This is a genomic window from Pseudomonas sp. W17, assembly GCF_040268305.1.
GTDB lineage: Bacteria > Pseudomonadota > Gammaproteobacteria > Pseudomonadales > Pseudomonadaceae > Aquipseudomonas > Aquipseudomonas protegens.
In genome coordinates this window covers 6,242,704-6,254,663 of sequence record NZ_CP158490.1, presented here as the reverse complement: position 1 = coordinate 6,254,663, position 11,960 = coordinate 6,242,704, and the positions used below count along the sequence as shown (strand labels likewise).

The 11,960-nt window shown below is 64.4% G+C and carries 12 protein-coding genes; 6 read left to right on the top strand and 6 right to left on the bottom strand.

What is annotated here, in order from left to right:
- The first annotated feature begins 23 nt into the window (after positions 1 to 23).
- Positions 24 to 1,496 carry an AMP nucleosidase gene (amn, locus tag ABCR88_RS28760; protein WP_015637154.1) on the top strand — a complete coding sequence of 491 codons (1,473 nt, stop codon included), beginning with the start codon at positions 24 to 26 and terminating at the stop codon, positions 1,494 to 1,496.
- Between the two features lie 74 nt (positions 1,497 to 1,570).
- On the top strand, positions 1,571 to 2,209 hold the full coding sequence (locus ABCR88_RS28755) for a pseudouridine synthase (RefSeq protein WP_041119996.1): 639 nt from the start codon (positions 1,571 to 1,573) through the stop codon (positions 2,207 to 2,209).
- Here ABCR88_RS28755 and ABCR88_RS28750 read toward each other — a convergent pair.
- Together ABCR88_RS28750 and ABCR88_RS28745 are read right to left on the bottom strand one after the other, a co-directional pair.
- On the bottom strand, positions 2,204 to 2,413 hold the full coding sequence (locus tag ABCR88_RS28750; protein ID WP_003228500.1) for a DUF2788 domain-containing protein: 210 nt from the start codon (positions 2,411 to 2,413) through the stop codon (positions 2,204 to 2,206). The genes ABCR88_RS28755 and ABCR88_RS28750 overlap by 6 nt on opposite strands.
- A gap of 110 nt (positions 2,414 to 2,523) precedes the next feature.
- Complete coding sequence (locus ABCR88_RS28745; protein ID WP_011063640.1) at positions 2,524 to 3,003, bottom strand: Lrp/AsnC family transcriptional regulator; 480 nt, start codon at positions 3,001 to 3,003, stop codon at positions 2,524 to 2,526.
- Between the two features lie 416 nt (positions 3,004 to 3,419).
- Here ABCR88_RS28745 and ABCR88_RS28740 point away from each other — a divergent pair, with 416 nt between their 5' ends.
- Entirely contained in the window at positions 3,420 to 4,520 is a 1,101-nt protein-coding gene (locus tag ABCR88_RS28740; RefSeq protein ID WP_236186401.1) for a DUF6515 family protein, read from the top strand.
- Here the strand turns inward: ABCR88_RS28740 and ABCR88_RS28735 are convergent.
- Both ABCR88_RS28735 and ABCR88_RS28730 read right to left on the bottom strand, forming a co-directional pair.
- Positions 4,514 to 5,410 carry a cation diffusion facilitator family transporter gene (locus ABCR88_RS28735; protein ID WP_350403754.1) on the bottom strand — a complete coding sequence of 299 codons (897 nt, stop codon included), beginning with the start codon at positions 5,408 to 5,410 and terminating at the stop codon, positions 4,514 to 4,516. The two genes, ABCR88_RS28740 and ABCR88_RS28735, sit on opposite strands and share 7 nt — an antisense overlap.
- 27 nt (positions 5,411 to 5,437) lie before the next feature.
- The gene (locus ABCR88_RS28730) at positions 5,438 to 5,857 is read right to left on the bottom strand and encodes a hypothetical protein (RefSeq protein ID WP_011063637.1); all 420 of its coding nucleotides are present in this window, start codon (positions 5,855 to 5,857) and stop codon (positions 5,438 to 5,440) included.
- 130 nt (positions 5,858 to 5,987) lie between these two features.
- On the opposite strand from ABCR88_RS28730, the gene hrpB reads away from it, so the two are divergent.
- On the top strand, positions 5,988 to 8,507 hold the full coding sequence (gene hrpB / locus ABCR88_RS28725) for an ATP-dependent helicase HrpB (protein WP_015637152.1): 2,520 nt from the start codon (positions 5,988 to 5,990) through the stop codon (positions 8,505 to 8,507).
- Between the two features lie 37 nt (positions 8,508 to 8,544).
- Here hrpB and ABCR88_RS28720 read toward each other — a convergent pair whose 3' ends face one another.
- Positions 8,545 to 9,621: an endonuclease/exonuclease/phosphatase family protein gene (locus ABCR88_RS28720; protein ID WP_015637151.1), complete on the bottom strand. Its 1,077-nt coding sequence runs from the start codon at positions 9,619 to 9,621 to the stop codon at positions 8,545 to 8,547.
- An 89-nt stretch (positions 9,622 to 9,710) separates the two neighbouring features.
- Entirely contained in the window at positions 9,711 to 10,373 is a 663-nt protein-coding gene (locus ABCR88_RS28715; protein ID WP_236186400.1) for a YciC family protein, read from the bottom strand.
- A gap of 181 nt (positions 10,374 to 10,554) precedes the next feature.
- Here ABCR88_RS28715 and ABCR88_RS28710 point away from each other — a divergent pair, with 181 nt between their 5' ends.
- Positions 10,555 to 11,337, top strand: a complete 783-nt coding sequence (locus ABCR88_RS28710; protein WP_350023265.1) for a DUF2076 domain-containing protein — start codon at positions 10,555 to 10,557, stop codon at positions 11,335 to 11,337.
- A gap of 136 nt (positions 11,338 to 11,473) precedes the next feature.
- Positions 11,474 to 11,953, top strand: coding sequence for an NYN domain-containing protein (locus ABCR88_RS28705; RefSeq protein WP_011063632.1), 480 nt, complete (start codon positions 11,474 to 11,476; stop codon positions 11,951 to 11,953).
- Positions 11,954 to 11,960: the final 7 nt, after the last annotated feature.

Genomic DNA, 11,960 nt, shown 5'->3' with positions numbered 1-11,960 from the left:
CGCCTGCAAGTTCAGAACACAGGATGCTTATCGTGACCGAAGCTTTTATTGTCGTTCAAACCGCCGAGCAAGCCGTGGACCGGCTTGCCGCCCTGCATGAGCGGGCCACTACGGCGCTGAGCCAGGCGCTCAAGCGTTATCTCAAGGATCGGGTCGAGCCGGATGCCGAGCAACGAGCACTGTTTCGCTACCCTGAGTTGCGCCTGACCTACCACTGCCACGGCGAAGTCCCACAGACCACAAGGGCCTATGCCAAGGTTCAGTTGCCGGGCACCTACAGTGTCACCGTGACCCATCCTGCAGCCTTCCGTAATTACCTGCTCGAACAATTGGTGCCGTTGATGCACGATTTCACCGTGACGGTGGAAGTGGGCGTCAGTGAGCAGAACATTCCTTATCCCTATGTCGTGGAGCAGGGCGACGAGCTGGCAGGTTCCGGCGTGACCGCTGCGGCGCTGGCGCGGGTGTTCCCGAGTACCGACCTGTCGGCCGCCACCGACGGCATCGCCGATGGCCTCTACGATTGGGAAAATACCCATCCGTTGCCCCTGGCGCTGTTCGATGCCGCGCGAGTGGATTTCTCCCTGCGGCGCCTGGTGCACTACACCGGTAGCGACTGGCGTCATGTGCAGCCGTGGATCCTGCTGACCAACTATCACCGCTATGTGGACCAGTTCATCGTTCATGGCCTGGAGCAGTTGCGCAGCGATCCGCGCTTTGTGCGCATGGTCCTGCCGGGCAACGTGATCATCGAGAAAAGCATGGATCACGGCGAGGCCTCGGCCATCGCCGCTGGCGTGGTCTGGCACCGCTACCAGATGCCGGCCTACCATTTGCAGGCCAGCGATGGCCACGGCGTTACCCTGGTGAATATCGGTGTCGGCCCGTCCAACGCCAAGAACATCACCGACCACCTGGCGGTGCTGCGTCCGCATTGCTGGCTGATGATCGGCCACTGCGGCGGCCTGCGGCAGTCCCAGACCATTGGCGACTACGTGTTGGCCCACGCTTATATGCGTCGCGATGGCATTCTCGACCGCGTGGTGCCGCCGAACATTCCGATTCCGGCCCTGGCTGAAGTCCAGCTGGCGTTGCAGCAGGCGGCGGCCAATGTCACCGGGGAAAAGGGCGAACAACTGAAGAAACGCCTGCGCACCGGCACCGTGCTGACTTACGACGACCGCAACTGGGAATTGCGTTGGGCCGAGGAACGCCCGCTGATCAACCTGTCCCGGGCCGTGGCGGTGGACATGGAAAGCGGCACCATCGCCGCCCAGGGGTATCGCCTGCGGGTGCCGTACGGCACCTTGCTGTGTGTGTCGGACAAGCCATTGCACAGTGAAATCAAGTTGCCGGGCGCGGCCAACGCCTTTTATGAGCGTGCGGTCAGCCAGCATCTGAAGATCGGCATCGAAGCGGTGGACCTGATGCGTAGCGAGCTCAACTCCCTGCACTCGCGCAAACTGCGCAGCTTCGACGAGCCGCCTTTCCGCTAAGCGTTTAAGCCATGGTCATTTGGCGGTCAGGCCACTAGCATTGTCGGTCCTGATCGCTGAATGTTCCTGCTCCCATGTCCCGTCCGCCCCGTCCCGCTTCCCGCCGCCCTGGCGCCAAACCGTTTTCCTCCTCTCCCGCCAAGCGTGCGGCCAAGGCCGCGCCGACCGAGCCGAAGCTGATCCTGTTCAACAAGCCTTTCGATGTGCTGACCCAGTTCAGCGATGGCGAGGGGCGGGCCACGCTCAAGGACTTCATTGCGGTTCCCGGGGTCTACCCGGCCGGGCGCCTGGATCGCGACAGTGAAGGGTTGCTGCTGTTGACCAATGACGGGCAGTTGCAGGCGCGCATCGCCGATCCCAAGCACAAGCTGGCCAAGACCTATTGGGTGCAGGTCGAGGGCGAGCCCAGTGCCGAGCAGTTGCAGCGCTTGCGCGAAGGTGTGCAGTTGAATGACGGCATGACCCTGCCGGCCGAGGCGCGCCAGCTCGAAGAACCGACGCTATGGCCGCGCAACCCGCCGGTGCGCTTTCGCAAGAGCGTGCCCACCAGTTGGCTGGAGTTGGTGATACGCGAGGGGCGCAACCGCCAGGTAAGGCGCATGACCGCTGCGGTGGGGCTACCGACCTTGCGCCTGGTGCGAGTCAGGATCGGCGACTGGACCCTGGACGGCCTGGAGCAGGGCCAGTGGAAAGAGGTGGCGGCGCGCTTATAAGGCGCCGGACTCGATCAGGCCGATCACCACGCTCTTGATGATGAATGCTGCAACGCCCAGGCCCAGCACGAAGAACAGGATGAACGAGCCGAAGCGCCCGGCCTTGGACTTCTTGGCCAGGTCCCAGACGATGAAACCCATAAAAATGATCAGGATGCTGACCAGGCCGGTCATCATCCACTCTTCGAATACTGCTGGGTCCATCACTCATCTCCAGTGCAGGCAGGGCAAAAAATGCCGGGCGAGTATACGCCAACGCCCGCGGCCCAAGCATTGATCTGCATGCGTTATGTCGCCACAGCGGGGGCCGGGATTCAGTTGCGCAAGTGGGTCAGCGGCAGTTCGGTGCTGTTGAGCACCTGATTGAGCACGAAGCTCGAACGCACGCTGGTCACGCCCTCGATACGGGTCAGATGGCCGAGCAGCAGCTTCTGGTAATGGTCCATGTCCGGTACCACCACCTTGAGCTGGTAGTCGGCATCGACCCCGGTCACCAGGCTGCACTCCAGCACCTGGGGCAGGCTGCGGATCGCGGCTTCGAAATTCTCGAAGCGTTCCGGCGTGTGCCGGTCCATGCCGATCAGGACATAGGCGGTCAGGCTCAGACCGAGCATCTTGCGGTCCAGCAGGGCGACCTGGCGGGAAATGTAGCCATCGTCCTCCAGCTGCTTGACCCGGCGCGAGCAGGGGGAGGGCGACAGGCCGATGCGCTCGGCCAGTTCCTGGTTGGAGATACGGGCGTCGCGTTGCAACTCCGCCAAAATGCTCAGGTCGTAGCGGTCGAGTTTGCTCATCAATCAGGCCTTTGTCGTAACTATTGCGTTTAATTATCTATCTTGGGTTAAAAATTGCGCAAGTGGTGTTTTTGCAAGCAATCTTCGCAATCCTCTGTCTTCGCTGCGCGCCTATTCTTATCACCAGAATCACTGCCCGGACATAGAGTCCACTGCGGCCCGCCGAATCAGGCCTGCCGCGGCCGCCAATCCCACAGGGTTGAGCCGGCCCCCGGGCTACACGCTGTCCAGAAGACGGAGTGAGGTGAGCCGGCGTCAAAAGCGCCGAGCACGGACAAAATCTCAAAGGGCGGCCGACGGGCCGCCCTTTTTTATTGCCTGCGAAATAAGTCTCGTGACTGATAACCTGATGCAGAACCGCCCAGGGCTTTTTCAGTCTTATGTACAGGCCCCCCCTATCCGCAGTGAGGAATAGCATGAAGTCGCGCATCTGGCGTATGGCAGGTGTTGGTGTGTTGTGCCTGAGCGTCAACGCTCAGTTGCTCGCCGATGAGCGAGACGAGAATCGGCCGCCTGCGCAGCATGGCGCTCCCGGGGGCGAGCAGCGAGAGCATCAAGGCCAGGGTCGCCCGGAAAATGCCCCGCCGCGGCCCGCCAATGTTCCCAACCGTCCATCACCCAGTGCGCAGCCACAGCGGCCGCAGAATGAAATCATTCGCGGCGATAACAGCCGTCAGTTCGAGCACAACGGCCAGAACCCGGGAGGGCAGTGGCAGAACCGGCCTCAGCACGATCCCAATCAGCAGGTTCGCCCGCCCCCCGCGCCACAACCCCAGGTGCAGCAGCCGAACAACCTGCCGATCCAGGGCCGCCCCGACACCGTGCGCCAGACCCAGGAGCCACAGCGTGGCTACTATCAGGACATTCCCCGGCGCAACGACTACAACCAGCATTGGCAGGCTGGCGGCCCGGGCTCTCGGCCAGGTGGCGGCCATCCCAACGACTACCGCTGGCCGGGCCGCCCAGATGGCCATGGCAATGGCTGGGGCCCCGGGCCGCAGTACCGCCCCGGGTATGTGATCGACCGCTTCCCCGGGCGCAATGACCGGGTCGCCTATCGCGGCCAGGATTACTTTTTTTCCGGTGGTTACTGGTACCGCCCGCAAGGCCCGCGCTACGTGGTGGTGCGCCCGCCCTATGGCATTCGCGTGACGTACCTGCCCGACTATGCGCGGGAAGTCTGGATCGGCAGCGCGCTGTTCTTTCTGGCGGCAGGGGCCTACTACACCTACGAAGCCAACACCCAGCAGTACGTGGTGGTCGAGCCACCTGCCGGCGTGCCGGTTGCGGACCCGCAGCAGAGCGGCAATGGCTATGACGTGCTGGCCTACCCGGTCAACGGCCAGTCGCCGCAGCAGATCGACCAGGACCGTTACGACTGCTATCGCTGGGCGGTGCAGCAGAGCGGCTTCGATCCTGCGAGCGTGACCTATCAGCCGGCCCCGCAAGTGGTCCAGGCCTACCGCCAGGCCCAGGGCAACTGCTTGAGCTCACGGGGCTATCAGGTGACCTACTGAGCCCTGGCTGCCTTCACCACTTCCTGCGGGTCGGCGTGCACCAGCACTTCGGCCCGTGGATAGGCCTTCTGGATGGCATCGGCGGCCTGGTCGCTGATGCCATGGGCCACCGAAAGGGTCAGTTCCCCGGGTAATTCCAGGTGCAGTTGGACAAACCAGTGGCTGCCGGAAATCCGTGTGCGCAGGTCATGGGCTCCCAGTACTCCCGGCACACTACACGCCAGCTCCAGCATGTGCTGGCTGACGTCCGGTGGCAGCTCCTGGTCCATCAGCACCGAGAAGCTCTCCCGGGCGATCTGGATCGCGCTCCAGAGAATGTAGACGGCAATCCCCAGGCCGAACCAGGCGTCCACCTGATGCAGGCCGAACGCCGCCAGCACCAGGGCCAGCAGGATGCTGCCGTTGAGCATCAGGTCGGAGCGGTAGTGCAGGGAGTCGGCGCGCACTGCATTGGAGCCGGTCGCCCGGATCACCCGGTGCTGCAGGAGCAGCAGGGCAATGGTCAGCGCCAGCGACAGGACGATCACCCCGATGCTCAGCCAGGGCGCGCCTACCGGTTCCGGATGTTGCAGGCGTTGCGCCGCCTGGAGGGCAATCAGAACCGCGCTGCCGGCGATGAACAATGCCTGGGCCATGCCCGCCAGGGACTCGGCCTTGCCGTGGCCATAGCGGTGGTCGTCGTCTGCCGGGCGCAGGGCGTAATGCACTGCCAGCAGGTTGAGCAGCGAGGTGAAACCGTCCAGCACCGAGTCGGTGAGCCCGGCGAGCATGCTCACCGAGCCGCTGAGCCACCAGGCGACAGCCTTGGTCACGATCAGTATGCCCGCCACGGTGACCGAGGCGCGGGTGGCCAGGCGCAGGAGGCGGGCGTGTTCCGAGTCGGCGGTCATCGACGGCGGGTTCCTGGGTAAAAGTGATCAGGCAGCAGGTTGCAGGCCGTACAGCGCCAGTTGTTGCACGCTGCCCTTGTGCTGGATCAGGCGTGGGTCATCCAGGGGGAAGCTGCCCCCCAATTCGCTTTCCAGGATGGCCTGCAGCTTGCGGTTGTCGACTTTACCGTCGGCGCCGATGGCCTGTTGCAGTTTTTCCGGCGCGATCTGCGCGGTCTTGCCCGGCTCCAGGTAGATGGCCCCGGTGGCGAAGTCGACGCCGAAGGCGATCAGCCCCGGAATCACGTAGAACAGCAGGCCAACGGCATCCAGCACAGCCACCAGGGGATCGATCTTGCCGTCGATCTGGCCGCGCCGGTCGGGGAAGAAGATCGAGCCGCAGGCGGTGAGTTGGGTCAGCAGGGTGGCCACCAGAACGCCGCCGATGACACGGTGGGAAATACGCATGGAAATCTCCTAGCAAGCACGAAAGCAACGAGGGATGAAGCGGGGTGTTGAGTCTTGTCGATCAGCACTCAGACCATGATTAACCCCAGGCAGTTCGCCGTTATACTCGCGCCTCTGTTTTGGAGCCAGCATGAATTCTTTGCCAATTGATGAAGTTTTGCCTGCACTGCGTACCGCCCTGGCGACACGCCATGAAGCTGTGCTCGAAGCCCCGCCCGGTGCCGGCAAGACGACCCGCGTGCCCCTGGCGCTCCTGGACCAGGACTGGCTGGCCGGACAGACCATCCTCATGCTCGAACCCCGGCGCCTGGCCGCCCGGGCCGCCGCCGAGCGCCTGGCCAGCGAGCTGGGAGAGAAAGTCGGCGAGACCGTGGGTTATCGCATCCGCCTGGACAGCAAGGTCGGCCCGCGTACCCGCATCGAGGTGGTCACCGAAGGCATCCTCACCCGGCGCCTGCAGGATGACCCGGCCCTGGAAGGCGTCGGCCTGCTGATCTTCGATGAATTCCACGAACGCAGCCTGGACGCCGATCTGGCCCTGGCCCTGAGCCTCAATGGCCGCGAGCTGTTTCGTGACGAGCAGCCACTGAAGATCCTGCTGATGTCGGCGACGCTGGAAGGCGAGCGCCTGTCGACCCTGCTCGGCGATGCGCCGATCCTGCGCAGTGAAGGGCGCATGTACCCGGTGACCCAGCGCTGGGGCCGACCCTTCCAGCCCGGTGAATTCATCGAGCCAAGGGTGGTGCAGACCGTGCTCGAGGCCCTCAACGATGAAAGCGGCAGCCTGCTGGTGTTCCTCCCCGGCCAGGCGGAGATCCGCCGGGTGCACCAGCAGTTGGCCGAAGCCCTGGGCGAGCGCAGCGAGATCCTGCTCTGCCCGTTGCATGGCGAGCTGGACCTGGCAGCCCAGCGCGCAGCCATCGACCCGGCGCCGTCGGGCAAGCGCAAAGTGGTGCTGGCCACCAACATTGCCGAAACCAGCCTGACCATCGATGGCGTGCGGGTGGTGGTGGATGCCGGGCTGGCGCGGGTGCCGCGTTTCGATCCCGGCAGCGGCATGACCCGCCTCGATACCCAGCGTATTTCCCGGGCCAGCGCCACCCAGCGCGCCGGGCGTGCCGGGCGTCTGGAGCCCGGCGTGTGCTACCGCTTGTGGTCGGCCGATCAACAGGAGCAACTGGCCGCCTATGCCAGTGCGGAAATCCTCCAGGCGGACCTGGCCGGATTGGCCCTGCAACTGGCGCGCTGGGGCGTGACGCCAAATCAACTGGTATGGCTGGACGCTCCCCCCAGTGCCGCTTATGCCCAGGCCCAGGACTTGCTTGTGCGCCTGGGGGCGTTGAATGACGATGGCAGCCTGACCCGCCACGGCCAGGCCATGGCCGAGTTGCCGGCTCACCCGCGCATCGCCCATCTGCTGCTGCGCGGCCAGTCCCTGGGGTTGGCGCCGATGGCTTGCGATGTCGCGGCCCTGCTGGGGGAGCGGGATATCCTGCGCGGCGCCGGCGCCGACCTGCACAGCCGCCTGGTGCTGCTTGGCGGAGAAGAACGTGCCGCTCGCGGAGCCCAGGGCGGGGTGCAGCGTGCCCGACAACTGGCGCGCCAGTATCGGGGCTATCTGCGCGGGCAGCCCGAGGCTGCGGTGGCCGACCCCGAGCACCCGCGCTGGCTCGGCGCCCTGTTGGCCCTGGCCTATCCCGACCGGGTGGCCCAGCAGCGGCGCCCCGGCGGCGCCGAATACCGCCTGGCCAACGGCCGCGCGGCGCTGTTCAGCGAAACTGACAGCCTGATGAAGCAACCCTGGCTGGTGATCGCCGACCTGGGCAGCCGCCAGGGGCAGCGCGAGGAACGCATCTACCTGGCGGCGGATTTCGATCCGATGTTGTTCGATTCGGTACTGGCGGAGCAGGTGCGGCAAGTCGATCAGCTGGATTGGGACGAGCGCGAAGGCGTGCTGCGGGCCGAACGCCAGCGCAAGGTCGGCGAACTGGTGCTCAGTCGCGAACCGCTGAGCGGGCTGGATGAGTCCGCCCGCACCCTGGCCCTGGTCAATCTGGTCCGGCGCAAAGGCCTGGAGCTGTTGCCCTGGACCCCGGAGCTGCGCCAGTGGCAGGCCCGGGTAGCGTTGTTGCGTCAGCTGGACCTGGAGGCCACGGGCACCAGCCAATGGCCGGATGTCAGTGACGGGGCCTTGCTCAAGGGGCTGGAGCAGTGGTTGCAGCCCTACCTGGGCAAGGTCTCGCGGCTCAGCCACTTCGCCAACCTGGAGCTGGCCGGAATTATCCACAACCTGCTGCCCTGGCCACTGCCTCAGCGCCTGGATGAGCTGGCCCCCCATCACCTGACGGTGCCTTCCGGGTCGTCGATTCGCCTGGACTACAGCGAGCATCCACCCATCCTGGCGGTACGCCTGCAGGAGCTGTTCGGCCTGGCGCAAACACCGCGCATTGCCGGTGGCCGCCAGGTGGTCAAGTTGCACCTGTTGTCTCCGGCACGACGTCCGGTACAGGTCACCCAGGATCTGGCGAACTTCTGGCGCAGCACCTACGCCGAGGTGAAAAAGGACCTCAAGGGCCGTTATCCCAAGCACTACTGGCCGGATGACCCGCTGATCGCCGAAGCCACGGCGCGGGTCAAACCGCGCAAATAACCCGAACTCCCGTACTGCCCTGTAGCCGCTCTGGGGTTTATTGCGCCGGCAAGAGGAACCGGGCCAGCACCGGCAGGTGGTCGGAGATGCGCAAGGTGTCGTCCTGGCGCACCCGGGATTCGACTCGCTTGAGCCGCGGGCTGTAGAACAGGTAGTCCACCGTGCGATCCGGGCCGTCGAGGCTCGGGTCGTTGGGGTAGTGGGTCAGCCAATGCGCGCGGTCGACGCCGCTGGCCTGGGTGTTGCTGGGAATCATCGGGTATTTGTCCCACAGCAGGTGCAGCGGGCTGTCGGCACTGTAGGGCGCCCGTTGCACGTCGCTCAGTCGCTGGTACTGGCCCAGGGGCAACAGGTTGAAATCCCCGCCAATCAGCCAGGGCGTGCCGCGGCCTTCGAGTTTATCCAGGACTTTACCAATGGCTGCGACCTGCCTTGATTGCGTCTGGCCAGGCGTGCGAGCACGTTCCAGATGGGTATTGAGCACCGCCACCTGGCCGCCGTCGTTCAGGGGCAGGTAGCTCAGCAGCAGGGCCTCCCTGGGCTGGAACTGCCGGCCGATGAAGCCGTGTTCGGCTGTGGGCAGTTGCAGGCGTTCGGCGTGATCGATGCGATAGCGGCTGAGGGTGGCCAGTTGTCGGCCGACACTGCCGAAAATATGCGGCGATGGTACGAAATCGGCTTTCCAGTCGTACGCCTGGGTGCTGCAGGGGTAGAGATCGGTGAGGCGTTCCTGCAGGAGTTTGAGCTGGTCCTGGTAGGCGCTGGCCTTGGCGCCGTTGTCCACTTCCTGCAGCAGCACCAGGTCCGGTTGTTCGTCGCGGATCACGCGAGCCACTTCGTCGAGGCTGAAGGCCATGTCCTCCAGGGTCGGCTGCTCGTCCTCGCCCTGTGCCTGGTCGTTCCAGAACACATAGCGCTTGCCCGCCAGGTACTGCAGGTTCCAGGTCATCACTTTCAGGGCCTGGCCCGGCACCAGCGGCGCGGCCTGGGCACTGCAACTGACAGCGAGGCTTTCCTTGGCCTCCGGGCGCCAGGTCAGGCTGTAGACCAGCCCGGCCAGCACCAGACCGATCAACAACAGGCTCAACAGGGTGATGCGAAGTAGACGGATCATCGGCTCGGCTTATGGCGTTGCAGGATGGCCCCGGAGCATAACCGAGAGCACGGCCGTCACCCAAGGGGCAGAGCGGCCGGGGGGAGGATTCAGCGCTTGTCCGGCTGCTCGCTGATCAGCATGAACAGGCGGAACAGCACCACGCTGGTGAACAGCTGCAGAAAGCTGTAGGCGCTATCGATGGCCAGGGACAGCAGCGGGTTCAGCGGTTCGGAATAGGCCGCTTCACTGGCCCCCTTGAGCAGCCACAGCGGGGTCATTACCGCCAGGATGCACACCAGGATCCGCAGGAAGTGCCCACGGCTGAGGCGGAAACTTTCGCTGATGGCCGCCAGCGGCGCCATGCCCTTGAGCACCAGCAGGTACTCGGCGAAAGCCAGTACCACCATCAGCCACAGCCCCGGCAGGAAATACAGCGACAACCCCACCAGGATCAGCAGGGTGCTGACCGCCGTCAGCAGGGCAAAACGCGGCCACAGGGTCAGGGCCATGGCCAGCAGGTCCCGGGTACGCGGCGACTCGCCCCGGGTGCGGGCGTCGAGAAACAGGATCAGCGCACCGGTGTACAACGGGTACACCAGAAGGCCCACCACCACGCTGTAGCCCGGGAAGGTATCGGGGCCCAGGGCGCTGTTGACCCCTTGTTGCAGCAAGGCTTCGAGAATCACCAGCGGCAGGCACAGCTGGGTGATCTGCCCGAGGTTGCGCTGGAAGAAATACAGAGAGTCACGCAGTACATCTAACGGATTCATTCGATGAGATCGCAGTTGAAGAAGCGGTTGCACACTTTAACCGATGCAGGCCCCGCCCGAGCAAACGTAAACCTTGGGTAAAGACCATTGAAAGTCGTCGCACCAGCCCCATAACTGGTGCGTACCACCGCTCTGTCCGAGCGGCGGACCAGATTTCTACCGGCAATCTAAAGAGGTCGCCATGAACAACCAAGAGCAAACCCTGATCGATGGACTGTTTTCACGGTTGCAGCAAGCCGAAACGGATTCAGCCCCGCGCGACGCCCAGGCAGAGGCGCGGATCAAGGAGCATCTGACCCGCCAGCCTGCGGCCGGGTATTTCATGACCCAGGCGATCCTGGTGCAGGAGGCCGCACTTAAGAGCCTCAACGAGCAGAACCAGCAGCTGACCCAGCAAGTCCAGCAATTGCAGGCTGACCTGCAACAAGCCCGGGCCCAGGCCAGTGCACCGGCACCGGCGGCCGGTGGCGGTTTCCTGTCGAGCATCTTCGGCGGTTCCCGCGAGCCACAGCCGGCACCGAACCAGAGCGCGCCGCCGCCGTCGTCCGGTGGAGGCTGGCGTGAACCGGCGCGTTCTTCCTTTGGCGCCACCGCGCCACAGAACTTCGGCGCGCCGCAGCAGAATTACGCCGCACCGCCACAGAACTATGCACCGCAGCAGGCACCGGCAGCGGGTAGCAGTTTCCTGGGCGGCGCCTTGAAAACTGCCGCCGGCGTTGCGGGCGGGGTCATGCTGGCCCAGGGCATTAGCAGCCTGTTCCACAACAACCAGCAGCCCCAGGAAATCGTCGAAGTCATCAAGGAAGAGCCGGCGCCGGCCAGCGACAACAGCGGCTGGGGCAATGACGACCAGCGCCTGGCCAACAACGATTCCTGGGGCAACAGCGACCAGGGTGGCTTCAGCAATGCCGACTACGACAACGACGACAGCTCGTTCTTCTCCGACGACGACTCCTTCGTCTGACCTGCGTCGGTCCGGGGCAAACACCTGCCCCGGACCGATTATTCGCGGAACAATCCCTGCGACTGGCATACTGGGCGACTTTTCGGGGCCCGAGGCCCGATCCAGCCCCTGCGCTGCTGCGCCATGAGGATTAGCGGTGAAGAAAATCGCTGTGTTCGCCGATGTCCAGAACCTCTACTACACCGTTCGTCAGGCTTATGGTTGCCACTTCAACTATGCGGCGCTGTGGGCGGATATCAGCAAGCAAGGGCAGATTGTCGAAGCCTATGCCTATGCCATCGATCGTGGTGACAGCAAGCAACAGCAGTTCCAGCAGATCCTGCGCAACCTGGGCTTCACGGTAAAACTCAAGCCCTATATCCAGCGCAGCGACGGCTCGGCCAAGGGCGACTGGGACGTGGGCATCACCATCGACATCATGGACGCTGCGGCCCATGTCGACGAAGTGGTGCTGGCTTCCGGTGACGGTGATTTCGACCTGCTGCTGGAGCGCATCATCCACAAGCACGGGGTCAGCGCGGTGGCCTATGGCGTGCCGGGGCTGACCGCCAACTCGCTGATTCGCGCGGCTACGCGTTATGTGCCGATCGAAGGCGCCTTGCTGCTTAAAAGCTGATCAATTT